Genomic DNA, 24,438 nt, shown 5'->3' on the forward strand with positions numbered 1-24,438 from the left:
GCGGTGCCTTAGTGGTTCAACCATGACTCCGTTTCCACATCCCGCTCATCGAACCAGACGGGCGAATCTCTCGCATCCGGCTCTCGGACAAGACTTCACGCCTTCACCCACGGCACGTCGCGCCCACGCGCAGTTAAGCGTACGAGCCCGAAGTGCCCGTAGAGGTGCGAGAGTGGATAAGTCCCGCCCTTGCGTCGCCTAACTTTGTGCTTGATGCGCAACCACCGGCGCAACCGCACAGCTGTGTAGTTGTCGATCGCTCGATACGCCTTGTTGACGGTGCCTACGTTGAAGTAGTTGGCCCATCCGCGTAGCGTGCGGTTCAACTTGCCCACTAGCTCTGTGGTTTCTTGCCATGTCCCCGATCGGTCGGTCAGCGCGTGGACGTTCTCGACCATGCGCTTAATGCTCTTCTTTGATGGCCGGTAACCCAGGCGTGCCTGGCCGGTCCTCGCTGAGTACATCCGCCCGAACGAGTAACCCAAGAAGTCGAACTCCCCTTCCGGGACCTTGCAGATTCGTGTCTTCTCCTCGTTGACCGTGAGCTTCAGCTTTCTCATAATCTCGCGCAGTCGCTGCAAGGCTTCTTCGGCTTTGCCTCTCCGGCACAGGATCACAAGGTCGTCGGCGTAGGTCACGATGCGAGAGCCGAGGCTTTGTTCCAGCCCGAGCATCTTCCATCCCAGCACGAACCGGCGCATGTAGAGATTTGCCAGCAATGGTGAGATCGGTGAACCTTGCGGGATGCCGCGCCGGTTGTCCCGGGCTTCGGTCGTACGTGTCTTCCTTCCTCGATCGTCGGTTTCTTCCACGGGGCATTCCAACCACATCTTGATCAGATGCAGCACGCGCCGATCAACAATCCGGCGCGCTACCGACTTTAGAAGTTCGGTATGCGGAATGCTCCCGAAGTAGTCCGCGAGGTCGGCGTCAACGACTTCCGGGTGGCTTCGGAACAGCCGCGCTTCCACTTCGACCACCGCCTGTTGGGCATTGCGCCCGGGACGGTAAGCGTACTGCTCTGGTGGAAGGTCGGCTTCAAAGATCGGTTCCAGCACCAGCATCACTGCTGTCATGCAGACCCGATCCCGCAGGGTTGAGATGCCCAGCGGCCTGAGTTTGCCGTTGGCCTTCGGGATGAACACTCTTCTGATGGGGTCCGGTCGGTAAGTCTCCTGCCTGAGCGCAAGCGCCAGTTCGCCAAGCCACCGCTGCACCCCATACGCGTCGATGCCCGCAAAATCTTGCCCATCCACGCCCGGTGCGCCCTTGTTGGAGCGGCACTGGGCATAGGCATGGGCCAGGATGTCCTCGCGGCTGATCTTGTCGTACAAGGCATAGAAGCGATAGCCGGCTTCTGCCTTCGCTTTCGCGTGCAACGCCGTCTGCAGCTTCTGAACACTTTTCGGAGTTGATAGGTTGCCCAATCTCCAGGTCCCTCACTACGTCTTGCGTTCGTCTTGAACTGAGGTCCCTTCCCTCCCCCGGCATTACCCGGCTTCAGCGGTACTGCGAACCTCTCCGTCTCCCCAGGGCGCCCGGCCTGTCCCTCACGGGCATCCGGTTGATCATCCCTGACCACGTCCTGGGGTCTCCCGTGTTGCGTACGCTTTCCTTGTGTACATGCTGTCGCCACTACCCCGGCGCAGCGGCTGGGCGTACTGCTTCGCTCATTCACCCAGCCGTATCAGCCTTCCCCGAAAGGGTTGTCGGGTCGGCCTGCGCATCGTCCTTTTCGAGGCTTGCTCGGCGTTTACTCGCGTTACGGCCTGCACACTCGCGCTGTCACCGTATATCGTGACACGCTAACCAGAGGCTTCAGCCATTTCGTTACCTCCATGACTGCTCCGGTTGCTTCCGGCTGGAGCGGTTGCCGGGTGGGACTTGCACCCACTGGAAAGCGCCGCCTTTTCACGGCGCACACCCATTGCTGACAACCAGAACGCTGAGTAGTCTTACCACGTTGCTAAAATCAGGGGCATCTCATGAACAGGCGTTATGCACTCGGGCTTTGTGCGACCGCGTTGATTTCGATTGTAGCATTCCCGAACAATAGCCTGGCGCAAGGAAAGTCTCTCAAGGATCAGCTGGTTGGTACTTGGATTTACGTGTCTAGCACCGGCACACGTGCGGATGGCAGTGCCGTTCAGCGGCCGAGCCTACAAGGCGGCGTCACCTACACCTCCGATGGCCGCTTCCATTTCATCACGGTACGCTCCGATGCGCCGAAGTATGCATCAGGCGATCCTGCACGTCCTTCCCCAGAGGAGGCCATGGCCATTGCGTCGGGCGTGGTGGCCTACACTGGGACATACACGGTGGACGAAAGCACCAAGACGATCCATGTCAACATCGAGACGAGCTCGTTTCCCAACCTGGTCGGAGCGCCTAATCAGCGCCGGATTGTGACGTCGATCACCGACGATGAATTGAAGTTTACAAATCCACGCACGCCGGCCGGCATCACGCTGGAGCTGACGTTCAAGCGGGCGATTTGATGGACGTTGCCTCAAAACAAACCCCGACGCTCTTGGGAGCGCAGGGGCGAGTTGTCTAGGCGCCTACTCATAAATTTCGGCCATGTTCACCTTGCTCCGATAACGCCCCCTTTTTGCAGATCCGCCAAATGCGGAAATCAGAATCCCGGTATGTGGTTGTAATATTCCAAGCGAAGCAAGTCTTGGTGGGGGAGAGCCTTGGACGGCGATTCGGGTGTAAAGACGTAGAAGCCGTAGCCCGGCGATGTCACGTGCGTCAGTTTTCACCAGCGCTCGCTTTTGGCCAACGCGCGAACGCCGTTGATTTGCATTTTACGCGCCGATCCACGTAGCACCGACCGAACCTACCAAACTTCTGCACTATTCGGAAGGAATGGTCCCACGCAAACCGGCTAGCGTCACCGCCTACTCCAGAGTTCCGCTTTGCTTCACGTCGTCTGTAAAACCCCTAAGAGACAGATGACCGGCCTCGCGACCTTTGGGGATCGCGATGGCAACGTGTTCGACCGCCCATCGGCAGGGAAGCACCTGAGAACCGGGCAGTTCATTGGCCAATTCGTAAGTCCAAGCTCTCACGCAAGATGCTTTATGGTCCGAGGAAGAGCGCCGTCCCAATGCTGGGCGCACGATTGGGTCAGCTTCGGGTCGGTAGAGTCGAGGATGGGCGCGGTAGCTTGGGGCCTATGGCCAACGCCCCGTTTCCCATCCCCGCTCATCAAACCGGACGGGCCGATTTCCGGCATCCGGCTTTCCGACCAGCTTCACCGCAAGGCACGCGACGGGACCGCTCGGGGCAGGCGTTGGAGGCACAGAACGCCGAGTTCTCGATGAATAACATCGAATGTGAATCGGCGATTGCCGCGCCCTTGCACCTTGTGCCTTCGCGCGAGGAACCTGCGCAATCGTTCAAAGACGTATTGGTCGACGCTGCGGTATGCCTTGCTCCGCGAGCCGTAGCCAAAGTAGTTGGACCAGCCTCGCAGAGACCTGTTCAGCTTGTCACATACTTCCGGCCATGGATCGATATTGCTCGGCACCAGAAGGTCGCCGATTCTTGTCTTGAGCCGTTGCACACTCTTCTTGGACGGGCTTGCACCCAGATACCAATTCCCGTTCGCCTCAAACCGATGCGCGCCGAACGAGTAGCCGAGGAAGTCGAAGCGTTCCTGTCGGGCGTTTCTCAACGAAGTTTTCGCCTCGTTGATCGTCAACCCGAGCTTGGTCATCACCACCTTCGTCCACGCTAGTGTGCAGATTCCGATGATCTCGCCCGGGTGTACCGATTTGATCTCGCCCAGGATTCCGAGATGATCTCGCCCACTATTCCAATTTGATGTCGCCCGGGGCGCGAGGCGTTCTGGCTGTCTGGTTTCTGGCATCGGCGAAGCCGCGAGGTCAACCTTGAATCACGGCTTGAAGTCTTCGTTGTCTGTTGCTGCATCTGCTGTGGGCATGTGGGCAACGCACTTCGCGTTGTCCAAGCGCAGCGGCATGTCCACAGCGCCACGGGTTCAGGCCTTCCGGCCGGGTTTGCGGGTTCGCCGCATGCTCTCGCCGTTGAGGTCGATGCGGTGGGCGTTGTGGACCAGGCGGTCGAGGACGGCGTCGGCGTAAGTGGGGTCGCCGATCAGCGCGTGCCATTGATCCACCGGGAGCTGGCTGGTGACGATGGTGGAGCGGCGACCGTAGCGGTCCTCGAGGATCTCCAGGAGGTCGTGGCGGGCCGTGGCATCGAGCGGTTCGAGGCCCCAGTCGTCGAGGATGAGCAGATCGACGCGGCCAAGCGCCCGCAGCAGACGGGAGTGGCGGCCGTCGCCGCGCGCCAAAGCGAGATCGGTGAACAGCCGGGGTGCGCGCTGATAGAGCACAGAGCGATTGTCGCGGCAGGCCTTGTTGCCGAGCGCCGAGGCGAGCCAGCTCTTGCCGACGCCGGAGGGCCCGCAGATCAAAAGGTTGACGTGGTCGTCGATCCATCCGCCTTCGACCAGCATCGTCAAGAGACTGCGGTCGAGGCCGCGCGGGGTGCGATAGTCGATGTCCTCGATGCAGGCCTGCTGGCGCAGCTTGGCGTATTGCAGCCGCTTCGACAGTCGCTTGTCGCGCCGCAATGACGCTTCGCGTTCGAGCAGGAGGGCAAGCCATTCGGCGTGGCCGAGGCTTGCGGCCTCGCCGCCGGCTTCGATGTCGGCAAAGGCCTTGGCCATGCCGTGAAGGCCGAGCGTGTGGAGTTGATCGAGAGTCGGATGATTGAGCAAGACGTGATCTCCTAGTTGTAGTAGCGCGGCCCGCGGATGTTGGGATGAAGGATCGGCGCGTCGTCCGCGGAGCGCTTGGGTGAAGGACGCCGATCGAGATTGTTGGCGAGGATCGACTTGACCGAGCCGTAGGTGCGTGCGCCGATGTCGATCGCCCGCGCGGCGGCGGCATCGAGCCGCTCGTGCCCGTAGGATCGGGCAAGCCGGATGATGCCGAGACAGGCGCGGAAACCCTGTTCCGGATGCGCGCGCTCGTCGAGGATCAGGTCGCAGAGCGCGGCGGTGGCCGGCCCGATCGAGGCTGCGTCCTTGCGGATACGCTCGATGGTCCAGCCGGCGTAGCGCCGATGACTGGAGGCCATGTGCTCCGGCACGGTCGTATGCTTGTGGTTGCCGCTCATGCGCTGATGCGCGGCGATCCGCTCGCCCTTGTGGAAAATCTCGACGGTGCGGGCGGTGAAGCGAACCTCGACCTCGACGCGGACGAAGCGATGCGGAACGCTGTAGTAATGCGCCTCGACCTCGACGTGATAATCGATGCTGACCCGGCAGATCCGCCACTCGGCGAACACGTAAGGGCTCTGCGGCAAGGCCTTTAGCGCGGGCCGGTCGATCTCCTCCAACAGCTTGCGGCGGGTGATGCCGAGCCGTCGGATCGGCCGCTCCTCGTTGAGCCGTATGAGCAGTTCGGCGATCGCCGCGTTGACCTCGGCGAGGCTGTGGAAGATGCGGTGGCGCAGCCGCCCAAGCAGCCAGCGCTCGACCATGAGGACCGCCTGCTCGACCTTCGCCTTGTCCCTCGGCCGTCGCGGTCTGGCCGGCAGAATGGCGATGCCGTAATGCGCCGCCATGTCGGCGTAGCTGCGGTTGATCTGCGGATCGTAGAGGCAGGCCTTGATCACTGCGGTTTTGGTGTTGTCCGGCACCAGCAGCGCCGGCACGCCACCGATCGCCTCGAAGGCGCCGACGTGGCCGCCGATCCAGTCGGCGAGCCCCTGCGTCCAGGTCGCCTGCGCGTAGGTGAAGCTCGATGCGCCGAGCACCGCGACGAAAATTTGCGCGGTGCGCCGCTCGCCGGTCAGCCGGTCGATCACGACCGGCACGCCGTCGCCGGCATAGTCGACGAACAGCTTGTCGCCGGCTGCATGCGACTGGCGCATCGTGACCGACAGCCGGCCTTCCCAGGTGCGGTAGAGTTCGCAGAAACGCGAATAGCGATACCCGCCGGGTTCGCCCGCGATGTACTCCTCCCACAGGATCGACAGCGTCACGTGCTTGCGCCGCAGCTCGCGGTGCACCGCCGCCCAGTCCGGCTCGGATTGCCGGCGATGGCCCCGCCGGGTGCCAGAACCGGCGCCGCCCCCCGCGAACAGCCGGGCCTCCAGGACAGGATCCGTCAGGTCATCGCTCAACGGCCAGGTCAAGCCCGCCGCCTCGAACCGGCGGATCGTCAAACGCACCGTCGACGGCGCCGTTCCCAACCGCCGCGCAATCTCACGGGTCGGCATCCCGGCCGACTTCAATCTGATCACATCGCGCACATGGCGCATCGCAAACCTCTCCGTCGGCATCCAGGTCCCCTTCGCAAAGCCGAAAGGCGGGACCGTAGCGGAGCCAGAAGAGGCCTCGTCACCCCCGGGCGACATCATCCCGGAATGGTGGGCGAGATCATCTCGGAATGGCGGGCGAGATCAAATCGGAACGGTGGGCGACATCATTCCGGAATGGTGGGCGACATCGAGCGGAATCAGCACGCTAGTGGTTCATCACAGTGATTTTGACGTTTTGATACCGAGCCATTCGAGGATCGGCAAGTTTTCGGGTGGCAGGAGAATCTCGATGCTTCGGGGAACGCCGGGCTGACGGCGAATGAAACCGTTTCGTTCGAGGGTGACGATCATTTGGTGGACTGACGGCGGGCTGACGCGGAAATGGCGCTGAATGTCGGCTTCGGCGGGCGGCTGTCCGAACATGTACGAATAGGTATGGATGAAAGCGAGGTAGTGACCCTGCTTCTCGGTTAAGCGCGCGCCTGATTTTTGACTCATGGATCGATTCGTCCCGGCCTCCGACAAGGAGGCAAAGCATGAATGTACGTTATCGGGTCGAATTGAGCCAAGCCGAGCGCGACGAACTGACGGCGATGCTCGGCGGCGGCAAGCACGCCGCCCGCAAGCTCAAGCGGGCGCAGATTTTGCTGGCGGCCGATAGGGGCCGCAGCGACGAGGAGATTGCCCGGACCGTGAGTGTCAGCCTTTCCACCGTCAGCCGGACCAAGCGCCGCTTCGTGGAAGGCAATCTGGAGCGGGCCTTGAGTGAGGAGCCGCGTCCGGGCGCAGAGCGCAAGCTGACCGGAAAGGAGGAGGCCCTGCTGGTGGCGACGGCATGCGCCAAGCCGCCTGCCGGCCGCAAACGCTGGACGCTGACGCTGCTGGCCGACACGATGGTCAAGCTCACCGATCACGACAGCCTGTCGGGCGAGACCGTGCGTCGCCGGCTGGCCGAGAACGACCTCAAACCATGGCGCAGGGACATGTGGTGCATTCCCCATGTCGACGGCGAATACGTCGCCCGCATGGAGGACGTGCTCGATCTCTACGCCGAGACGCCGGATCCCGCCCGGCCGCTGGTCTGCTTCGACGAGACCCCCGTCCAGCTGATCGGCGAGGTGCGCCAGCCGGTTCCGGCCCAACCGGGACAGCGCGAGCGCTACGATTACGAGTATCGCCGCAACGGCACCGTCAATCTCTTCGTCACCTTCGATCCGTATCGGGGCTGGCGCAACGTCAAGCTCACCGACCGCCGCGCCGCCGTGGACTACGCCCACTGCATGCGTGAGCTCGTCGACGTCCATTATCCCGACGCCGCCTGCATCCGTGTCGTGCAGGACAATTTGTCGATCCATAAGCCTGGGGCGCTGTATGAGGCCTTCGCGCCCGCCGAGGCCCGACGCATCCTGTGCCGCCTCGAATTCCACTACACCCCGAAGCACGCCAGTTGGCTCAACATGGTTGAGTGCGAGATCAGCGTGCTTCAGCGCCAGTGTCTCGGCCGCCGCATCGACGACCCCAAAAGGCTCCGAAATGAGATCACAGCATGGCAACGGCGGCGAAATAAAACCCGAGCCCGAATCAAATGGATGTTCACAACCGACAAAGCCCGCGCCAAACTCGGCCGCGCCTATCCAGCCACCGCCAAAGAGTCAAAATCACTGTGGTAGACCACTAGTGCCTCCGCCGCACGACCGCGGCTGAGGATAACGAAGTCGTCGGCATAGGAGACGACGTGAGCCTGGAAGCTCTCGCCGCAGCCAGTCAAACGCCAATGCTTCAGGAACCGGTTCATGTAGATGTTGGCCAGCAGTGGACTTGCGACACCGCCTTGCGGCGTGCCACGCGTGTTTCGCTTGCCGCCACTCATACTCCGGGCTCCGTCCGCGTCCCGTTCCTCGATCGGCGCCCTCAGCCACATCTTGATGAGGCACAGGACGTTTCGATCCACCACACGCCGGGCTACTGACTTCATCAGCTCGGAATGCGGTATCGTATCGAAGTACTTGGACAAATCAGCATCAACTACGTCGGCATAGCCCCGGCATAAATGCCGGTGCACTTCCTTGACCGCGTCCACCGCCCCGCGAGCGGGCCGGTAGCCGTAGGCATTGTCCTCGAAGTCAGCCTCGAAGATCGGTTCGATCACGATCTTGGCGGCAGTCTGAATCACACGATCACGAATGGTCGGAATGCCGAGCGGACGCTCGCCACCATTCGCTTTCGGGATCATCACCCGCCGCACCGGATCAGGTCGGTACGTCTTCGAGACCAGTTCCGCGCGCAAGCCCGCCAACCATGCTTCCAGGCCCTGCTTCTCGATCTGAGCAAACGTCATCCCGTCCACACCTGGTGCACCCGCATTAACGCGGGCAAGCCGATAGGCGTGGTCTAGGATGTCCTCGCGACAGATCTTGTCGTAGAGCAGATAGAAGCGGAAGGTGGGCTCCGCCTTCGCTTTGCAGTAGAGCTTTCTCTGAAGGCTCCGGATCTTATCAGGCGTTGTCAGGCTCATCACCAATCACCTTCACCTCACCATCTTCAAAAGCGCACCAGAAGTCGGGGCCCTTTGCTCCACCGGCATTACCCGGCATCAACGCTCCTATGGCCCCGTCCGACTCCCGCCGTGACCACCGCCTGATGCGATGCTGAGGCCGCTACCCTCGTCCGCGACGGGTCTCCCCCTGTAACTGCGAACTACCCTTCCGACGTGCCGTGCCCACTACCCCGGCGGATCGCGTGGGTGCGCGTGTCGATTGCTTCCCCACACGTGCGGCCTTCCCCAAATGACCGGAGGGTCGGCATCCGCATTAGAACTTTCGAGGCCTGCTCGGGCTTCACTTTTGTTACGGCCCATCAGATCGCTCAGCAGCCCACGGCTGCCTTCGTCGCAGGGCTCCGACCCAGCCAGTTACCCGGCCGAGCCGCCTGCCAGCTTCCGGACCAATCGACAATTATCCGGGTGAGTTCCTCCCTCACTGGTAGTTCGCGCCCTCGGGGCGCACGGTCATTAGCGTCGGATTTACCGCTGCTACCATGACTTCCGGTTAGCTCCCGTGAGCAGCAGCAGGCGGATCATGCCGTTCATGTTGCCTGCCGCGACCTAGAAGCACGCCTCGCCCCTAAAGCGGGGCGAGGCGGCTTGAACTCATGTACCTTCGAATTTGAACGACACGTTCAGTTTTGCGCGATAGGCCTCGACTTTGCCTTTGGCGTCCAGCTGGATGTCGAGTTTGACGACCTCTGCAACACGAAGATCCCGGACGGATTTTGCTGCTTGCTCGACCGCGTTAGCAGCGGCCTATTCCGAGGATTCGCTGCTTGTACCGATCAGCTCAATGACCTTGTAGACGCTCTCAGGCATGTCGCCCTCCTGTTCGGCATGAAGCAGGGTGCAGGTGCTCCCTGCTGCGATCGAGCCTAGCACCATGATTTCGGTGCTGAAAGGATGCAGCGCAGCAGCCGGCGGCGGGCCGCAGAGCTGGCTCGCACGGCGCCGCCTCGCTGCCGGTTGCGGGAACGAAGAATCGAGAAGGCCAAGTCGCTGCTTGCGGACGCGAAACTGTACCTGACGGAAATCGCGACAACGGCCGATTTTGGCGACCAGAGCCACTTCTCCCGCGCGTTTGTGTAAGACGAGCAGCTCGCGCAGCCCATCCTGCGGAAGAAATGCCAGCGACATCGGGATGCCCGCGCGCGGCCCACCCGATCACGAGCTTTTTAATCCGTCGTTACCGCTCGTACAGCTTCAAAGTCGGAGTCGAAAACACCAGGTAAAAATGACATGATTATCGTCATCTCATGACGGACCGGCAGCGTTTCGAGCTTGGCATGGGCGAAGTTATTCGATTTGTCTCAAAGTCTGAGCGCGAGCCCGTTCGCCTGATTCGAGAGGCGCGTGCGATCTATGAGAGCATCTTCCCGCCGGCTGATCCCCTTGGCGAGCTACAGGACAAGACATCGACAAGTCATACGGTCGGCGACGGCAACGTCCATCGCACCGACGGGGGGGGGGGCCTGTCGTGATCACAATTATCGCCGTGCTCTGCAGTCTCGCCTCTCCGGCAAATTGCCACGAGCAGACCGTCACCACCTCTGACTTCGCTGACGTCTCGATGCGGTCCTGCCTGATGGGCGCGCCGCAAATCGCCGAGTGGATGAACCAGCATCCGGCTGAGCGCCTGGCGGCATGGCGTTGCGTGATTGGTAAACAGAACGGCAAGGGAGCTTAGGAAAGGAGCTTTTCCGGGCGCTTGGAACTGTCCGATAGGAATGGCGGCGAGCGTTGACGAAGAGGGTTCGACGGCACCCAAGCCGAAGCTATCGTCCGCGGATCGATCGCTTCGGGACATACAGTGTCGATGAAGCGGCCAAGACGGTCAACATGCAGCCCGATGGCACGACGCTGACAAGCCTCCTTGGAGGGAGCCACATCGACTCAATCAGCACGGACGAAATGCACTACGGCAATCCAACTGCCGTGGGAGGAGGTAGCGCAGGTAAGATAGAGGTGGCGTGGAAGCGCGCACAAACACTCGAACCAATAGGCTATCTCGGGGGTCGCGCGTCCGACGCCTCAGCTTCGCGATACAGGAAGCGTTCCCGATGTCCGTGTTGGGTCAATCGCGCCATTCTAACGAGGGCTGACCACTTCCGGTTCACCTCTGACAACAGACTGTGAATCGGCGTGGGGTCCGGGCACCGATATGCGTGTTAAGCCGCTGACATCGTTGGTGTGAGCGGGGTCACTCGATGGCGCCGATCCACATCCTGTGTCACGGACCTGGACAAAACGCGACCAAATCGGCGCGAATGACCGACGCCGGAAGTCTCAGCTCCGCCGGTCGGCTGGATACGTCGAAATCGATTCTGGGTGGGGCTAGCTGGCCATCGCGTTCTTGAAGCCTTCTTTCTTGAAGCCGTTCCTCAGCGCGAGGATCGTTGATGCAATCTCGCTCTCGGGGACCGGACGACTGAACAGGAATCCCTGGGCCTCGTTGCAGCCCTCGGCCCTCATGTGGTTCAACTGTTCAATCGTCTCGACTCCCTCGGCTATTGTTGTCATGCCGAGGTTTCTTCCGAGATTGATCACGGCGCGGACAATTGATTTCGATCCATGGGTCGCCGTTGCGTCGCGGACGAACGATTGATCAATCTTGAGCTTGTCAAACGGGAAGCTCCGCAGATAGCTCAGGGAGGAATATCCGGTGCCGAAATCGTCCAATGCGATACGCACGCCTTGTGCCTTCAGCTGGTGTAGCATTGCGATCGTTTCGGTGCTGTTTGCAAGAAGAACCGATTCGGTGATCTCGAGCTCAAGGCGATGCGGGGACAATTTTGATGCCGCGAGCGCGCGGCCAACGACTTCGACGAGCCCTTGGTCGCGGAATTGGACCGCGGAGACATTGACCGCAATCTTCATCTCGCCCGGCCACAAGGCAGCCTGCTCGCAGGCACGATTGAGCACCCACTCTCCCAGTGGAGTAATGAGACCGATTTCCTCCGTGATCGGAATGAACTGATCGGGTGGAACCAGTCCGCGCTTTGGATGATTCCAGCGCAGCAGGGCTTCGAAGCCGCAGATACGGTCCCGATGCAGGTCATAAAGCGGCTGGTAGAACAGCGCAAACTCGTCCCTGCTCATTGCCTCGCGAAGGTCAAGCTCGAGCGACCGCCGGGTTTGCAGGGTCACATCCATTGCGGGCTCGAAGAACCGCCAGGTCCCCCTGCCTTCCATCTTGGCTTGGTACAACGCTACGTCGGCATTTTTCAGCAGCTTTTCTCCCGTCATGCCATCGCCCGGCGCCAGCGAGATTCCGACGCTGCATCCGACGACGACGCGATGCCCACTCAGTTCATAGGGGGCTCCGATGCGCTCCACGATGCGGCGAGCGAGACGTTCGCTGTCTTCGCTACTGTCGATGCCACATTGCACCACCGCAAATTCATCGCCACCCAGACGAGCGACCGTATCAACCTCCCGAATGCACGCGTTCAGCCGATCGGCGACTGCGCATAGCAGTTCATCGCCCACCGGATGCCCAAGCGTATCGTTCACCTGCTTGAAGTTATCGAGGTCCATACAGAGTACCGCAAAGCCACAGCCCCGGCCGGCCTGAGCAACCGCCTGTTCGATGCGTTCCGCCAGCACTGTTCGATTGGCTAGCCTGGTGAGGGCATCATGCCGGGCCATGAACGCGATTTGCGATTCGGCGCGTTGCTGCTCGGTCACGTCTTCGCAGGTGACGAGCCAACCGCCGTCGGAAGTCGATCGTTGGGCGATCGAGATGATTCGCCCGTCGTTGAGGTGCTGGAGATATGTGCCGTCCTTCTGCTGGGACATCGGCCGCTCCCGCTCTGCCAGCAGATCGGCCACGGTCCGGTTGCCGTGATTTCCGGCGGCAACGCTCAATTTGAGGATGTCTTCCGACGTCATCCCCGGCACAACAAGCTCGGGCGAAATATCGAATATCTCACAGAAACGGCGGTTGACGACCTGCAGCCGCCCTTCCGTGTCGTAAAGGCAGAGCCCCTGGGACATGTGCGTGAGCGCCGCATCAAGCCTCAGATTGGTGGCATGCAGCTCCGCTTTCTGCTGCTTCAGGGCGGTGATGTCGCTGTAGACGAGGATGACGCCGCCCTCCTGCGTCTGACTCCGGCTGACGCGCAACCATCGTCCGTCGGAAAGCCGGGCTTCGCTGGCGAATCCATCGATCTCACCAGGGGCGTCCGCCGCTGCCGGTTCTGCCCCTTCGAGCCGAGAACCCGAGTACACGAGCTGCGGGGAATGGCGCATGAATTCGCTCGCTCGCGAGTTGGCCAAGGCGATCCGACCGTCCGCATCCAGCAGCACGACGCCTTCACGCGAGCTTTCGAGCGCGTCGGAAAGCCTTGCTTGCGCCGACCGCCGCTGCGAGACCTCCCGATTGACCATCGTCCTGATGTTGTCTCGCATGGTTTCCATAGCGGTCAGAAGCGTTCCCAGTTCGTCGCCGCCGCCCTCGGGAATGTTTGCGTTCAAGTCACCGTCGGCGATCCTCCTCGCCGCCTTGGACGCGATGGCGACGGGTCCGATGATGCGGCGCGCCAGCAACCAGGAAAACACCGCGGACAGAAGCAGAGCAATGGTCAGCCCCGCGATGTTGAGCTGCAAATCCCTCCTTATCGTCGAGAGCGCACGCTGTCGGAACAGAAAGCCGTCACCCGCCGTATAGTTGACGAGCAGTTCAACCTGCTGGCTGACGATCTTGGCGTACCGATCGACGTTGCCGGCCAAGGAGCTCGGTACCTGCGGCTGGAACCCGGCGTTGTTCTCCAGGGACGATCCGACGGCGCGACGATGAAGCTCCATCCAGGCGTCGGCGGCCTCCTGGACCTTGGCGGCAGCGTTGGCCGCTCGAGACGATTGCGATCGCTGAGCCGCGATCGTCAGGTCTTCCGAGAGCGCCTTCGCAAGCCCTTCAATCTGGCTATCGAGATTGGCCCAGGTTGCTGGATCCGTGGTCATCAGGCGTTGTGACGATGACACGCGCATTGCGGCGAAGTCGGCGCCGGCCGCACGAGCGTAGTTGATCGACATCAGCGATTCGTCGAAGGTTTTGGCGACCAGATCACCCGCATGGTGGATTCCAAGAATGGAATACCCCCCGAGGGCCACCGCAATGGCGCTCATCGCGAGGCAGAAGATCAGAATCTGGGTGCGAATTGATCCCTTTGTCAGGGCGAGGCGCGATAAACGTCCCGACACAAGCCGAAACGCAGCGACACTTCCCATTTTCGGGTTGATGAGAAGGCCCATGTCCGCGTTTCGCCGTGGTACATATACTCAAGCCGCGCGGAACGCCTGGCGCGTCGGCAATACTTTCTGTTTAAATTGCTTTAGTAGTGACCGGAACTCATGCTGAAATCGTTAAGATCAACCGGCGATAATCACTGTGGCGGGTAATCCAGGAAACACCATTTGGGCTGTAGAATGTCCGATGTTCGGCGTTGAAGCAGGGTAAAGATGCAATTGGGCTTGTTACGCGCCAAGCGCCTTGGCCGGTTCGGCCGTGTGCAGATTGCGGCTGCGATCGTCGCGGGAGCGCTTGCAGGAGCCGCCCTCGGCGCAAGTCCGTATTCCATTTCGCAGAAGGATCAGGCATTCAGGCCGGCGGAGATTTCGATCAAGCGCGGCGAAGCTTTACGATTTGTTAACGATGACGGCGAACTTCTGCATCACGCCTATTTGAGCTCGGACACGTTCAGTTTCGATTCCGGGGATCAGCAACCGGGCAGCAAGTTTGACGTCGTCTTTTCCGTGCCCGGCGACTACACGGTGTTGTGCGGCATTCATCCGAAGATGAAGCTGGCGGTCCACGTTGCCAAGTAGCGCGCTTCAAGTGACGGTTTCGAGCGGCGCTACAATATCGACGTCGTGAAAATCACGGCGTGGCCAACATAGTAGGCGAACAGCGTCGCGGTCAGCGCTGCGCAGAGCCCAATGGGCGCGAGCCAGGCCGCACGACGATCTCGCTCATAAACCTTGTTGTCGCAGACGATCGCGAACAGGACAGCGATGATCGCTGAGTGTCCGATGGTGTCAATCTTTCCGAATTCGAAGCAGGCACTGATGAACATCCCGGCAAGCACCACAGCCGCGCAGCGCCGGATCAGCGGCGTCCAGAGCAGGGCAAAGGCGAGCGTGAACTCCACCATGCCCGCGGCGCGCATGTAGAACTCATTGTCGAAGCCGAGGGTGATGGCGGCGTGCTCGATGAGAAGCGGGAAGCTCCATTCCGGGTAGGCCCATTTTTCGATCGAGGCCCACATCAATGTCACGGCGGCTGTATACCGAACGACGTCGAGTGGCCGAATTCCGAGGAGATCCTTCCGCAGTCCCACCAGCCCAAGGTAGGCGGCTATGCCAAGAAAAATCGGGTAGTCGGCCAAGTGAAAGGCGCCGTAACTGTACACGGCAATCCCGAACAACACCGCCATCCCCGCCGCCGACACCGGCAGCGTCCGTCGCCACAACATGCCTGCGACGACCGCGAGCTGCAACGCGCCCACCAGGGCCGACGTCGTCTTCAGCTCAGGGGTCAGCAGGATCCCGCCAACGGCCCAGATCGAGATGAAGAAGAATCCGCAGGCGGCGCGGATCATCTCCTCGGTGCGCAGCCGCAACGGGTTGGTGACGCGGTCGAGGGTGCGGATCGTCGCCTCACCCAGAGAGGTATGCTCGATCACGCAACCTGCAAAAAGCCAGAAAACGGCAATGCCGAGAAGCAGTTCGAAATCCAGACACAGAACGTTTTCAAGTCCCCGGGGTTGCCCGGCCACATCATAGGCACAGAACCATTTGACATGCGCCTCGGCATCCCGTGCCGCCACGACGCAAAACAGGATGCCCGCGATGCACTTAGCGAAGAAGGAGCTTCCAAGGGATGCCGAAATAGCGTTACGCCCCCGCCCACTGAACATCGCACAACCGTCCACCTTAACGATTTGTTCATCTTACCTTAAATTTTAGTGTTTTTCGCTAGCCAACGTCCCCTGGTTGCTTCGTGGTTAACGTCAGCGGGGCGCGGGCGGGCACCATCTTTTCCGCCGATTGGGTCAGATTTTAGCTAATTCCGGCACGGAGGCTCAATTCCACCTGTCGTAGTGAAATCCCGGACAGGGTCGGATTGGGAGCCGGTAGATGTTCGGAGCGTTGAGCGTCGTGTGTGTCGGGATGGGCTCGGTGCTTGCCTATGGAGCCAGGTGGTGCCGGTCGCGGACCGAGATCCTGGAGACCGGCGCGGGGTGGCTTCTGGTCGCCGGTCTTGGCCTTTTGGGATCGGCACTGCCCCACGTGTCCTGACAGGCGTCCGAGCGCGAGCCGATCAGGTACGCCCGATTATCGCGGCAACCTCGGTGCAACGGAAGTCGGCGAAGATGCGGTGAGGGTTTGAAGGAAGGCAATCAGGTCCTTCTTCTCGCTCGCGGTCAGAGACAAAGGCTTAATCTGCGGCGATCGGCTCGGACGGTCAATTCCGCCCGTGTTGTAAAGCTCGATGACATCTTCCAGGGTCGCGACCGATCCGTCGTGCATGTAGGGCCCGCGGCGCGCGACGTCCCGCAATGTCGGCGTCTTGAATGCGTAGCGCAGCTTCGCCGAGGTCGGAAACAATCGACCACGCCCAATATCATTGTCCTTGGCGGTTCCAATGTCCTGAAAGGACCCGTCCGAGAAGGAAGGTCCGCTGTGGCACGACGAGCACCGCGCCTTGCCGTTGAAGAGCTGAAAGCCGTGCTTTGCCGCCGCGCTGATCGCGGCGTCGTCTCCCCCGATCCACCGGTCGAACGGCGCCTCGCCCGCAACGATAGAGCGCTCGAAGGTCGCCAGGGCCGCTTCGATTCTGGGCCGCGTGATCGCGCCCTCTCCAAATGCATGGGCGAACGCATCAACGTAAGCCGGGATTGCCGAGAGACGTGCGATTAATTCCGGCTCGGAAAGATTCATGTTCGCCGGATTCTTGATCGGCCCGAATGCTACGGATTCGAGGTCCCTGAACTTCCCGTCCCACCCAAGCGGCTGGGTGAAAGCCACGTCGATTAGCGTCGGTGCACGGATCGGCAGGCCCTTCGGATCCTCACCGATTGCGCGCGGAAGCCCGTCAGCCCATGACAGGGATGGATTGTGGCAGCTGGCGCAGGAGCGGGTCTTGGATCCCGAAAGCAGCGGATCGAAAAACAAACTCGCTCCGAGCGCGGATTTTGCTTCGGAGTGAGGGTTGCTGCTTGGGAAAGGAATGACGGCCGACCGACGATAGCCGGCGCGGATCGTCTCCAGGCCGTCGGGCGCTTTCGTCGCGTTCAAGGCAAGCGGCAACCCTACGAGCAAAAATGCCGCGAGCACGGTCAGACTGACCCAAATCCTCATCGGGGTCCTCGAACGATATCCTGCCCGGTATATGCCCCAAGCATGTTCAAGGAAGGTTTAACAAAGGGTTGCGGGCAACTACGGATACCCGCGGCGTCCGCCTCGGTCACGCTCATCGACGTCTTCAGGATCGATAGCGGGAAGATGCAAAGACAACGAGGCGAAACAATAATTCGCCGCAATTTCAGCAAGACCATGCTAGCCGGAGAAATTGCAGAGGCACAATTGCGCAGGTCTCAGGACCTAAAATCTTGCCGCCCCTTGTAACTTGTTCTTATGGGCGTATACGCATGATTAGCACTCGCATATTGTGACTGCCAATCCAAAAACAACACGCAAACAAGGAGGATCGCATGAAATTCCGTCCGCTTCACGACCGCGTCGTGGTCAAGCGTATCGACGCCGAAGAGAAGACTACTGGCGGCATCATCATTCCGGACAGTGCCAAGGAAAAGCCCTCGCAGGGCGAAATCACCGCCGTTGGCCCGGGTGGCCGCGACGAAGCTGGCAAGCTGATCCCGATCGACCTCAAGGTCGGTGACCGCGTGCTGTTCGGCAAGTGGTCCGGCACCGAGGTCAAGATCGACAATGAAGACCTGTTGATCATGAAGGAAAGCGACATCATGGGTGTCCTCACTGACATCCCCGCCGCGAAGAAGAAGGCCGCTTAAGCGCCGTCTCCCTAAAATGATCTCACAAGGATAAGCAAGCATGGCTAGTAAAGAAGTTAAATTCGGCGTTGAAGCGCGGGACAAAATGTTGCGCGGCGTCGACATTCTGAACAACGCGGTAAAAGTCACGCTCGGCCCCAAGGGCCGCAACGTCGTGCTCGAAAAGTCGTTCGGCGCTCCCCGCATCACCAAGGACGGCGTCACCGTCGCCAAGGAAATCGAGCTTGAGGACAAGTTCGAAAACATGGGCGCCCAGATGGTGCGCGAAGTCGCCTCCAAGTCGGCCGACGCTGCCGGCGACGGCACCACCACCGCGACCGTGCTGGCTGCGGCCATCATTAGGGAGGGTGCCAAGTCGGTTGCCGCCGGGATGAACCCGATGGATCTGAAGCGCGGTATCGACCTGGCAGTGGATGCCGTGGTCGCGGATCTCGTCAAGAACTCCAAGAAGGTCACCTCGAACGAGGAAATCGCCCAGGTTGGCACCATTTCCGCCAACGGCGACGCCGAAATCGGGAAGTTCCTCGCAGACGCGATGAAAAAGGTCGGCAACGAGGGCGTCATCACTGTTGAAGAAGCTAAGTCGCTCGAAACCGAGCTTGAAGTCGTCGAAGGCATGCAATTCGACCGCGGCTATATCTCGCCTTACTTCGTCACTAACGCCGACAAGATGCGCGTGGAAATGGAAGATGCCTACGTTCTCATCAACGAGAAGAAGCTCTCCTCGCTGAATGAGCTGCTCCCGCTGCTCGAAGCTGTCGTGCAGAGCGGCAAGCCGCTGGTCATCATCGCAGAAGACGTCGAAGGCGAGGCGCTTGCCACCCTCGTCGTCAACCGCCTGCGCGGCGGCCTGAAGGTTGCAGCCGTCAAGGCGCCCGGCTTCGGCGATCGCCGCAAAGCGATGCTGCAAGACATCGCGGTTCTGACCGGCGGTCAGGCGATCTCGGAAGATCTCGGCATCAAGATGGAGAACGTAACGCTCGCCATGCTCGGTCGCGCCAAGAAGGTGATGATCGACAAGGAAAATACCACGATCGTCAGCGGCGCCGGCAAGAAGACCGACATCGAAGCACGCGTCAATCAGATCAAGGCGCAGATCGAGGAAACCACCTCGGACTACGACCGTGAGAAGCTGCAGGAGCGTCTCGCCAAGCTCGCAGGCGGCGTCGCGGTGATCCGCGTCGGCGGCGCTACCGAGGTTGAGGTGAAGGAGCGCAAGGATCGCGTGGATGATGCGATGCATGCGACCCGTGCGGCTGTCGAGGAAGGCATCGTCCCGGGCGGCGGCGTCGCCCTGCTCCGTGCCTCCGAGCAGCTCAAGGGCCTGCGTACCAAGAACGACGACCAGAAGACCGGCGTCGAGATCGTGCGCAAGGCGTTGTCGGCTCCCGCGCGCCAGATCGCGATCAACGCTGGTGAAGACGGTTCGGTGATCGTCGGCAAGATCCTGGAGAACAAGGCCTACGCTTACGGCTTCGACTCGCAGACCGGCGAATACGTCAACCTTATCTCCAAGGGCATCATCGATCCGACCAAGGTGGTTCGTGCGGCGATTCAAAACGCGGCTTCTGTGGCAGCGCTCCTGATCACCACCGAAGCCATGGTAGCTGAACTGCCGAAGAAGAACGCTGGCGGCGGCGGCATGCCTCCGGGTGGCGGCGGCATGGGCGGTATGGACTTCTAAGTCCAAGCCTTGAGGCTCGATCAAAACAACAAAGGCTCGGCAACAATGCCGGGCCTTTACGTTGCGTTCGACCGTTTGGAAATAACTCGATCTCCCTGCAGTAGACGACCAGGTGCTATCGCTTTTTCTTTTTCGCAAAAATGTCGTTCCAGTTATCCTTGTATGCTTTAGATACTGCCTTCTGACCCTCGCCCATACCTTGGTTGCGTGCCGGAGCGTCCGGTGAGCTTTCAGTCTTAGAGGACGAATCTGGCTTGTTCTCAATCTTGCTAGTGGAATCTTTTTTCGCTTCTACAGCCTTATTCTCGGCGATCGTTTTTTTGGCCGGAGGGTCTTTGGCCTTATCAACTGACATTCGATTTCCTTATGGGCGCATTTTGCTCACTTGCGGGACAGTTTGACAAAGTCGGACAGTGTCCACTCGTCAGCATTCCCCTAGTGGTCTACCACAGTGATTTTGACTCTTTGGCGGTGGCTGGATAGGCGCGGCCGAGTTTGGCGCGGGCTTTGTCGGTTGTGAACATCCATTTGATTCGGGCTCGGGTTTTATTTCGCCGCCGTTGCCATGCTGTGATCTCATTTCGGAGCCTTTTGGGGTCGTCGATGCGGCGGCCGAGACACTGGCGCTGAAGCACGCTGATCTCGCACTCAACCATGTTGAGCCAACTGGCGTGCTTCGGGGTGTAGTGGAATTCGAGGCGGCACAGGATGCGTCGGGCCTCGGCGGGCGCGAAGGCCTCATACAGCGCCCCAGGCTTATGGATCGACAAATTGTCCTGCACGACACGGATGCAGGCGGCGTCGGGATAATGGACGTCGACGAGCTCACGCATGCAGTGGGCGTAGTCCACGGCGGCGCGGCGGTCGGTGAGCTTGACGTTGCGCCAGCCCCGATACGGATCGAAGGTGACGAAGAGATTGACGGTGCCGTTGCGGCGATACTCGTAATCGTAGCGCTCGCGCTGTCCCGGTTGGGCCGGAACCGGCTGGCGCACCTCGCCGATCAGCTGGACGGGGTCTCGTCGAAGCAGACCAGCGGCCGGGCGGGATCCGGCGTCTCGGCGTAGAGATCGAGCACGTCCTCCATGCGGGCGACGTATTCGCCGTCGACATGGGGAATGCACCACATGTCCCTGCGCCATGGTTTGAGGTCGTTCTCGGCCAGCCGGCGACGCACGGTCTCGCCCGACAGGCTGTCGTGATCGGTGAGCTTGACCATCGTGTCGGCCAGCAGCGTCAGCGTCCAGCGTTTGCGGCCGGCAGGCGGCTTGGCGCATGCCGTCGCCACCAGCAGGGCCTCCTCCTTTCCGGTCAGCTTGCGCTCTGCGCCCGGACGCGGCTCCTCACTCAAGGCCCGCTCCAGATTGCCTTCCACGAAGCGGCGCTTGGTCCGGCTGACGGTGGAAAGGCTGACACTCACGGTCCGGGCAATCTCCTCGTCGCTGCGGCCCCTATCGGCCGCCAGCAAAATCTGCGCCCGCTTGAGCTTGCGGGCGGCGTGCTTGCCGCCGCCGAGCATCGCCGTCAGTTCGTCGCGCTCGGCTTGGCTCAATTCGACCCGATAACGTACATTCATGCTTTGCCTCCTTGTCGGAGGCCGGGACGAATCGATCCATGAGTCAAAAATCAGGCGCGCGCTTAACCGAGAAGCAGGGTCACTACCTCGCTTTCATCCATACCTATTCGTACATGTTCGGACAGCCGCCCGCCGAAGCCGACATTCAGCGCCATTTCCGCGTCAGCCCGCCGTCAGTCCACCAAATGATCGTCACCCTCGAACGAAACGGTTTCATTCGCCGTCAGCCCGGCGTTCCCCGAAGCATCGAGATTCTCCTGCCACCCGAAAACTTGCCGATCCTCGAATGGCTCGGTATCAAAACGTCAAAATCACTGTGATGAACCACTAGTGTAGGATATATTCAAATCAAAGTCGCTCAACGTTACCCCAGTCGGCGAAATGAAGCCTTAGCCCCTGGGAGTGGTAATAGCGCGATTGCGGCGCGTCGGTTGCGGCGTCCATGGAGGCTACTTAAAGGCCGCTATCCGGCAGGTCCAGGACTGTGCTCACGCTATGACGACGGGCGGGGCGGTTGGAGTCGGATCGGGCGCGGAGCCCCTCAGACCGAGATGTGCGCCCGCTGCGCGAGACCGTGGCCGAAGGAGATGCTCTCGCCCGGCAATTCGTAGATCACGACGAGAAGATCGTCCGGCCGCAGGCCGACCTTCTCCACGGCCAGCCGGTTGAGCGCAGCGAGCAGCGCCAGGCGCTTCTCCTTCGGACGACCCGAGATGAAGGTCAGTTCGAGCAAGACGAGCCGCTCGCTGTAGGTGCAGCCGACGAAGGCGGGGTGTGCACGAACCGTCCCTTGGGGGGCACATATGTGACGCGGAAGTAATCCTCGGGTGGAACCGAAAGGACTTCCGCCAGGGCGGCCTGCACGGCCAATCCGATCGCGGAAAGCTCGCGATCGTCAAACGCACCTTCGTGAACATGAATCTTGGCTACCGGCATTTCAAAACCCTCCTTCGGTTACGGGAATGTCCCAGAATTTGCCGACGAGACCGACTCTGCGGAAGATCTCGCCGGCTTCGCGCACGGTCCACTTTCGCCAGTCCGGATCGGCATGACGCGCGTACCACTCCCTTCCGAGATCCATGACCTGCGCTATCGGCGCCACGGCCCCCATCGGAATGCCGTGGCGGTCGCTCCAGGTCTGGACGTCGTCGGGACTGCGGAAAGGCAGGACGGTCGCGCAGAAATGGTGGACGCAGGCCCAGGCGTTCCGCGGCGGCACCGCGAAATGGACCCACAGATCGGATTCGCGCACCCTGCCCTTCTCGACATGGATGTCTACGTCCTCGCCCTCGCCGCCGATCCGCGTGTGAATGGTGCTGTCGCCGCCGACGAGCGTGGCAACCCCGCAGGCGCACCACATGCATGTCGCCCACCATCCCCGGTCGCCACTCTCGACCCACGTCGCGGTCGGAGAGGCGGAGAATGGATGGATCACCCATGGCTCGCAGACATGCGTGTGCAGGACGACGCCGTGCGAGCCGGCGAGGCTTCGCAGAGCGCACCGGACGTCTTCGACCGCAACGCCGAGCCGCTCAGCGACCTCGCCCGAATTCGGAATGCGCCCGGTCGCCAGCAGCGGCTCCACGTATCGATAGTGGACTGCAGTTTCGATATCGGCAGTCACCCTTCTTCTCTCACGCCGCAACGACAGTCGGGGAAGCCTTGATCGCCTTGACCAACTCGGCGGTCGTCAGGATCTCATGCGCATAGGTCGGGCCGTCGATATTGAGGGCGGCGTGATAGGCTTCCGGCGACCTCGCCGCGGTGCCATCGCGCACGAGCGTGACGTGGAAGCCGAGCTCCATTCCGATGCGCGCGGTCGCCTCGATGCACGTGTTGGCGAGCAGACCCACGCAGATGATCTTTTCCTTGCCGTAGCGCTTGAGCCGGTGCTCGAGGTCGGTGTTCGGAAAGCCGCTCGACGCCCAATGCTCCGTGACGACGATGTCGCCCTCCTGGACTTGGAAATCATCGTGAAAGGTACCGCCCCATGTGCCCTTCGCAAAAGCCTGACGCTCGCCGGCGCCGAGTTGATAGGGCGACGGATACTTCCAGTTCACGTAATCGCCTGGTTCCCAGCGGTGATGCGGTACGTGATAGACCTTGATGCCGGCCTCGCGGGCCGTCCGCACGATGGTGCGCAGGTTGTCGAGTAGATTGACCTCCTCCGCCATGTCCTTGACCCAGGGCCAGAGTTTGCCGCCTTCGCTCAAGAAATCGTTGTAGAAATCGATGCAAAGAAGCGCCGTGATCTTTGGGTCGTAGGTCGCCGTCATAGTATGTTCCTTCGTTGAACGGAGACGTCTAAGGCTTCCAAACCAATAGATAACGTATATAATCTATTTCGACCAGTCATGATTGTTTGCAAGGCGGAGGGTTTCTTCGACCACCGGCGCCTACGTACGGGTCACGAATCTCGATAGAGTTGGGAAAGGAACATCGACCATGGGTCGCTCATCGCAGGAGCAGGCGCAGAAGAACCGGCAGAAGATCGTGGAGTGCGCCGCTCGCCTCTTCCGCGAGTTCGGCGTCGACAACGTCTCTGTAGCCGAGGTCATGAGCGCCGCGGACATGACGATCGGCGGCTTCTACAAGCATTTCGAATCGAAGGACGCCCTGGTCGAGGAGGTCTTCTCTCTGACCTTCGATCAATCCTCGACGACTTGGCGCCAGGTTTCCGAACGCAAGTACGACGATCCAAGTCTGCGATCGGCCGCCATCGTCGACCACTATCTGAAGAAGAAAGGGACCGATCAGGCTTGTCCGATGATTGCCTTCGCACCCCACGTCACGACCGAGGCCGCCGACGAGTCCTCACGCGAATCCTACAGGCATGGTACGAAAGCCCTGTACTCGCAATTTCTCGATCACATGGCGAGGTCCAGCGCGGCGAACGGTGTGTCGTCCGATCAGGAAGCCAAGGTCCTGTTCGCGGCGATGATCGGGGCGCGACTCCTCGCCCAATCGGTGGGGGACGCGGAATGGATTCGTTCGGTGAAGAGCGCCGTGAAGGCTGAGGCCGCCCGGGGGCGCGACATCATCTAGCTAGCCGGCCCCGCTCGCCGAGACCTGGCCTTGCGGGCGGCGCCTTTCCCTTCAGGTTGAAGCGGCATTGCTTCGCGCGTCGGCGAGCGTACATGATCGTGTCCTGGGGCGCGGTGTCGTATGAAAGCGCGGGAAAATCGGTGTCCTCGTAATAGACGCGGACCTGCATATGGTGGCGTCCGTCGCGGATCGCGCCGTCGATATGGGGTAAGGTCAATGGCGGCCCTCGATTGCCCTGAACTGGCAACCGTTT

The 24,438-nt window shown here is 60.9% G+C and carries 26 protein-coding genes and 2 pseudogenes; 10 read left to right on the plus strand and 18 right to left on the minus strand.

The features are described from left to right. Nucleotides 1–95 precede the first annotated feature (95 nt). The gene (gene ltrA, locus ACP2YO_RS43355; protein ID WP_426434049.1) at nucleotides 96–1,334 is read right to left on the minus strand and encodes a group II intron reverse transcriptase/maturase; all 1,239 of its coding nucleotides are present in this window, start codon (nucleotides 1,332–1,334) and stop codon (nucleotides 96–98) included. A gap of 651 nt (nucleotides 1,335–1,985) precedes the next feature. Between ltrA and ACP2YO_RS43360 the strand changes: the two genes are divergently transcribed. Then, nucleotides 1,986–2,498, plus strand: coding sequence for a lipocalin-like domain-containing protein (locus ACP2YO_RS43360; protein ID WP_426437274.1), 513 nt, complete (start codon nucleotides 1,986–1,988; stop codon nucleotides 2,496–2,498). A 761-nt stretch (nucleotides 2,499–3,259) separates the two neighbouring features. On the opposite strand, the gene ACP2YO_RS43365 is transcribed toward ACP2YO_RS43360, so the two are convergent. The 4 genes from ACP2YO_RS43365 to ACP2YO_RS43380 all read right to left on the minus strand — a co-directional run bounded on the left by ACP2YO_RS43365 (nucleotide 3,260) and on the right by ACP2YO_RS43380 (nucleotide 6,801). Beyond that, nucleotides 3,260–3,724: a group II intron maturase-specific domain-containing protein gene (locus ACP2YO_RS43365; protein WP_426437275.1), complete on the minus strand. Its 465-nt coding sequence runs from the start codon at nucleotides 3,722–3,724 to the stop codon at nucleotides 3,260–3,262. Between the two features lie 285 nt (nucleotides 3,725–4,009). Then, the gene (gene istB, locus ACP2YO_RS43370) at nucleotides 4,010–4,753 is read right to left on the minus strand and encodes an IS21-like element helper ATPase IstB (RefSeq protein WP_426433809.1); all 744 of its coding nucleotides are present in this window, start codon (nucleotides 4,751–4,753) and stop codon (nucleotides 4,010–4,012) included. Between the two features lie 11 nt (nucleotides 4,754–4,764). Then, on the minus strand, nucleotides 4,765–6,303 hold the full coding sequence (gene istA / locus ACP2YO_RS43375) for an IS21 family transposase (RefSeq protein WP_426443134.1): 1,539 nt from the start codon (nucleotides 6,301–6,303) through the stop codon (nucleotides 4,765–4,767). Between the two features lie 216 nt (nucleotides 6,304–6,519). Further along, a complete protein-coding gene (locus ACP2YO_RS43380) occupies nucleotides 6,520–6,801 on the minus strand; it encodes a LexA family protein (RefSeq protein ID WP_283039996.1) in 282 nt (93 codons plus the stop codon). Between the two features lie 38 nt (nucleotides 6,802–6,839). Here ACP2YO_RS43380 and ACP2YO_RS43385 point away from each other — a divergent pair, with 38 nt between their 5' ends. Continuing rightward, nucleotides 6,840–7,973: an IS630 family transposase gene (locus tag ACP2YO_RS43385; RefSeq protein ID WP_426434275.1), complete on the plus strand. Its 1,134-nt coding sequence runs from the start codon at nucleotides 6,840–6,842 to the stop codon at nucleotides 7,971–7,973. On the opposite strand, the gene ACP2YO_RS43390 is transcribed toward ACP2YO_RS43385, so the two are convergent. The 3 genes and pseudogenes from ACP2YO_RS43390 to ACP2YO_RS43400 form a co-directional block, all read right to left on the minus strand. After that, the gene (locus ACP2YO_RS43390; RefSeq protein WP_426437276.1) at nucleotides 7,934–8,818 is read right to left on the minus strand and encodes a reverse transcriptase domain-containing protein; all 885 of its coding nucleotides are present in this window, start codon (nucleotides 8,816–8,818) and stop codon (nucleotides 7,934–7,936) included. The two genes, ACP2YO_RS43385 and ACP2YO_RS43390, sit on opposite strands and share 40 nt — an antisense overlap. Nucleotides 8,819–9,451: 633 nt before the next feature. Further along, nucleotides 9,452–9,544, minus strand: a pseudogene (locus ACP2YO_RS43395) (transporter); the annotation flags it as partial. A gap of 60 nt (nucleotides 9,545–9,604) precedes the next feature. Beyond that, complete coding sequence (locus tag ACP2YO_RS43400) at nucleotides 9,605–9,985, minus strand: hypothetical protein (protein ID WP_426437277.1); 381 nt, start codon at nucleotides 9,983–9,985, stop codon at nucleotides 9,605–9,607. A 149-nt stretch (nucleotides 9,986–10,134) separates the two neighbouring features. Here ACP2YO_RS43400 and ACP2YO_RS43405 point away from each other — a divergent pair, with 149 nt between their 5' ends. After that, entirely contained in the window at nucleotides 10,135–10,329 is a 195-nt protein-coding gene (locus tag ACP2YO_RS43405) for a hypothetical protein (protein WP_426443466.1), read from the plus strand. Further along, nucleotides 10,326–10,535, plus strand: a complete 210-nt coding sequence (locus ACP2YO_RS43410) for a hypothetical protein (RefSeq protein ID WP_426437278.1) — start codon at nucleotides 10,326–10,328, stop codon at nucleotides 10,533–10,535. The genes ACP2YO_RS43405 and ACP2YO_RS43410 overlap by 4 nt, the downstream gene beginning before the upstream one ends. 647 nt (nucleotides 10,536–11,182) lie before the next feature. Here ACP2YO_RS43410 and ACP2YO_RS43415 read toward each other — a convergent pair. Beyond that, a complete protein-coding gene (locus ACP2YO_RS43415; protein ID WP_426437279.1) occupies nucleotides 11,183–14,101 on the minus strand; it encodes an EAL domain-containing protein in 2,919 nt (972 codons plus the stop codon). A gap of 207 nt (nucleotides 14,102–14,308) precedes the next feature. Between ACP2YO_RS43415 and ACP2YO_RS43420 the strand changes: the two genes are divergently transcribed. Next, complete coding sequence (locus ACP2YO_RS43420) at nucleotides 14,309–14,674, plus strand: methylamine utilization protein (RefSeq protein ID WP_426437280.1); 366 nt, start codon at nucleotides 14,309–14,311, stop codon at nucleotides 14,672–14,674. 29 nt (nucleotides 14,675–14,703) lie between these two features. Here ACP2YO_RS43420 and ACP2YO_RS43425 read toward each other — a convergent pair whose 3' ends face one another. After that, nucleotides 14,704–15,765, minus strand: coding sequence for a hypothetical protein (locus ACP2YO_RS43425; protein WP_426437281.1), 1,062 nt, complete (start codon nucleotides 15,763–15,765; stop codon nucleotides 14,704–14,706). A gap of 220 nt (nucleotides 15,766–15,985) precedes the next feature. Here ACP2YO_RS43425 and ACP2YO_RS43430 point away from each other — a divergent pair, with 220 nt between their 5' ends. Next, nucleotides 15,986–16,147: a hypothetical protein gene (locus ACP2YO_RS43430; protein WP_426437282.1), complete on the plus strand. Its 162-nt coding sequence runs from the start codon at nucleotides 15,986–15,988 to the stop codon at nucleotides 16,145–16,147. A gap of 36 nt (nucleotides 16,148–16,183) precedes the next feature. Here ACP2YO_RS43430 and ACP2YO_RS43435 read toward each other — a convergent pair whose 3' ends face one another. After that, nucleotides 16,184–17,209: a cytochrome-c peroxidase gene (locus ACP2YO_RS43435; RefSeq protein ID WP_426437283.1), complete on the minus strand. Its 1,026-nt coding sequence runs from the start codon at nucleotides 17,207–17,209 to the stop codon at nucleotides 16,184–16,186. A 353-nt stretch (nucleotides 17,210–17,562) separates the two neighbouring features. Between ACP2YO_RS43435 and ACP2YO_RS43440 the strand changes: the two genes are divergently transcribed. Then, a complete protein-coding gene (locus tag ACP2YO_RS43440; protein WP_426437284.1) occupies nucleotides 17,563–17,880 on the plus strand; it encodes a co-chaperone GroES in 318 nt (105 codons plus the stop codon). A gap of 40 nt (nucleotides 17,881–17,920) precedes the next feature. After that, nucleotides 17,921–19,564: a chaperonin GroEL gene (groL, locus tag ACP2YO_RS43445; protein ID WP_426437285.1), complete on the plus strand. Its 1,644-nt coding sequence runs from the start codon at nucleotides 17,921–17,923 to the stop codon at nucleotides 19,562–19,564. Between the two features lie 115 nt (nucleotides 19,565–19,679). On the opposite strand, the gene ACP2YO_RS43450 is transcribed toward groL, so the two are convergent. After that, a complete protein-coding gene (locus ACP2YO_RS43450; protein WP_426437286.1) occupies nucleotides 19,680–19,919 on the minus strand; it encodes a hypothetical protein in 240 nt (79 codons plus the stop codon). Nucleotides 19,920–20,007: 88 nt separating this feature from the next. Next, nucleotides 20,008–21,140 (minus strand): IS630 family transposase gene (locus ACP2YO_RS43455; protein WP_426437287.1). Its coding sequence is split into 2 segments (ribosomal slippage): nucleotides 20,008–20,582 and nucleotides 20,582–21,140, totalling 1,134 coding nucleotides; the frame shifts between segments, so codons are not numbered across the junction. A gap of 38 nt (nucleotides 21,141–21,178) precedes the next feature. Here ACP2YO_RS43455 and ACP2YO_RS43460 point away from each other — a divergent pair. Beyond that, on the plus strand, nucleotides 21,179–21,460 hold the full coding sequence (locus ACP2YO_RS43460; RefSeq protein ID WP_283039996.1) for a LexA family protein: 282 nt from the start codon (nucleotides 21,179–21,181) through the stop codon (nucleotides 21,458–21,460). Between the two features lie 221 nt (nucleotides 21,461–21,681). On the opposite strand, the gene ACP2YO_RS43465 is transcribed toward ACP2YO_RS43460, so the two are convergent. The 4 genes from ACP2YO_RS43465 to ACP2YO_RS43480 are packed head-to-tail and all read right to left on the minus strand — an operon-like array spanning nucleotide 21,682 to nucleotide 23,416. Further along, nucleotides 21,682–21,873 carry a tautomerase family protein gene (locus tag ACP2YO_RS43465; protein ID WP_426437288.1) on the minus strand — a complete coding sequence of 64 codons (192 nt, stop codon included), beginning with the start codon at nucleotides 21,871–21,873 and terminating at the stop codon, nucleotides 21,682–21,684. Further along, nucleotides 21,861–22,076, minus strand: a complete 216-nt coding sequence (locus tag ACP2YO_RS43470) for a hypothetical protein (RefSeq protein WP_426437289.1) — start codon at nucleotides 22,074–22,076, stop codon at nucleotides 21,861–21,863. The genes ACP2YO_RS43465 and ACP2YO_RS43470 overlap by 13 nt, the downstream gene beginning before the upstream one ends. A gap of 1 nt (nucleotide 22,077) precedes the next feature. Further along, entirely contained in the window at nucleotides 22,078–22,764 is a 687-nt protein-coding gene (gene merB / locus ACP2YO_RS43475; RefSeq protein ID WP_426437290.1) for an organomercurial lyase, read from the minus strand. A 10-nt stretch (nucleotides 22,765–22,774) separates the two neighbouring features. Then, on the minus strand, nucleotides 22,775–23,416 hold the full coding sequence (locus ACP2YO_RS43480) for a cysteine hydrolase family protein (protein WP_426437291.1): 642 nt from the start codon (nucleotides 23,414–23,416) through the stop codon (nucleotides 22,775–22,777). Between the two features lie 169 nt (nucleotides 23,417–23,585). On the opposite strand from ACP2YO_RS43480, the gene ACP2YO_RS43485 reads away from it, so the two are divergent. Then, nucleotides 23,586–24,185 (plus strand): TetR/AcrR family transcriptional regulator, encoded by a 600-nt coding sequence (locus ACP2YO_RS43485; protein ID WP_426437292.1) that lies wholly within the window; start codon nucleotides 23,586–23,588, stop codon nucleotides 24,183–24,185. Nucleotides 24,186–24,303: 118 nt separating this feature from the next. On the opposite strand, the pseudogene ACP2YO_RS43490 reads toward ACP2YO_RS43485, so the two are convergent. Next, nucleotides 24,304–24,402: pseudogene (locus ACP2YO_RS43490) on the minus strand (acyl-CoA thioester hydrolase); the annotation flags it as partial. Between the last annotated feature and the right edge of the window lie 36 nt (nucleotides 24,403–24,438).

The organism is Bradyrhizobium genosp. P (genome assembly GCF_049949265.1).
Lineage (GTDB): Bacteria > Pseudomonadota > Alphaproteobacteria > Rhizobiales > Xanthobacteraceae > Bradyrhizobium.

Excerpts from the sequence above, each read along its gene's own strand:
- ACP2YO_RS43360 (WP_426437274.1), top strand. The coding sequence starts at position 1,986 with ATGAACAGGCGTTATGCACTCGGGCTTTGTGCGACCGCGTTGATTTCG.
- ACP2YO_RS43365 (WP_426437275.1), bottom strand. The coding sequence starts at position 3,724 with ATGACCAAGCTCGGGTTGACGATCAACGAGGCGAAAACTTCGTTGAGA.
- istA (WP_426443134.1), bottom strand. The coding sequence starts at position 6,303 with ATGCGCCATGTGCGCGATGTGATCAGATTGAAGTCGGCCGGGATGCCG.
- ACP2YO_RS43380 (WP_283039996.1), bottom strand. The coding sequence starts at position 6,801 with ATGAGTCAAAAATCAGGCGCGCGCTTAACCGAGAAGCAGGGTCACTAC.
- ACP2YO_RS43385 (WP_426434275.1), top strand. The coding sequence starts at position 6,840 with ATGAATGTACGTTATCGGGTCGAATTGAGCCAAGCCGAGCGCGACGAA.
- ACP2YO_RS43390 (WP_426437276.1), bottom strand. The coding sequence starts at position 8,818 with ATGAGCCTGACAACGCCTGATAAGATCCGGAGCCTTCAGAGAAAGCTC.
- ACP2YO_RS43400 (WP_426437277.1), bottom strand. The coding sequence starts at position 9,985 with ATGTCGCTGGCATTTCTTCCGCAGGATGGGCTGCGCGAGCTGCTCGTC.
- ACP2YO_RS43405 (WP_426443466.1), top strand. The coding sequence starts at position 10,135 with ATGGGCGAAGTTATTCGATTTGTCTCAAAGTCTGAGCGCGAGCCCGTT.
- ACP2YO_RS43415 (WP_426437279.1), bottom strand. The coding sequence starts at position 14,101 with ATGGGCCTTCTCATCAACCCGAAAATGGGAAGTGTCGCTGCGTTTCGG.
- ACP2YO_RS43420 (WP_426437280.1), top strand. The coding sequence starts at position 14,309 with ATGCAATTGGGCTTGTTACGCGCCAAGCGCCTTGGCCGGTTCGGCCGT.
- ACP2YO_RS43425 (WP_426437281.1), bottom strand. The coding sequence starts at position 15,765 with ATGTTCAGTGGGCGGGGGCGTAACGCTATTTCGGCATCCCTTGGAAGC.
- ACP2YO_RS43430 (WP_426437282.1), top strand. The coding sequence starts at position 15,986 with ATGTTCGGAGCGTTGAGCGTCGTGTGTGTCGGGATGGGCTCGGTGCTT.
- ACP2YO_RS43435 (WP_426437283.1), bottom strand. The coding sequence starts at position 17,209 with ATGAGGATTTGGGTCAGTCTGACCGTGCTCGCGGCATTTTTGCTCGTA.
- ACP2YO_RS43440 (WP_426437284.1), top strand. The coding sequence starts at position 17,563 with ATGAAATTCCGTCCGCTTCACGACCGCGTCGTGGTCAAGCGTATCGAC.
- groL (WP_426437285.1), top strand. The coding sequence starts at position 17,921 with ATGGCTAGTAAAGAAGTTAAATTCGGCGTTGAAGCGCGGGACAAAATG.
- ACP2YO_RS43450 (WP_426437286.1), bottom strand. The coding sequence starts at position 19,919 with ATGTCAGTTGATAAGGCCAAAGACCCTCCGGCCAAAAAAACGATCGCC.
- ACP2YO_RS43460 (WP_283039996.1), top strand. The coding sequence starts at position 21,179 with ATGAGTCAAAAATCAGGCGCGCGCTTAACCGAGAAGCAGGGTCACTAC.
- ACP2YO_RS43470 (WP_426437289.1), bottom strand. The coding sequence starts at position 22,076 with ATGCCGGTAGCCAAGATTCATGTTCACGAAGGTGCGTTTGACGATCGC.
- ACP2YO_RS43480 (WP_426437291.1), bottom strand. The coding sequence starts at position 23,416 with ATGACGGCGACCTACGACCCAAAGATCACGGCGCTTCTTTGCATCGAT.
- ACP2YO_RS43485 (WP_426437292.1), top strand. The coding sequence starts at position 23,586 with ATGGGTCGCTCATCGCAGGAGCAGGCGCAGAAGAACCGGCAGAAGATC.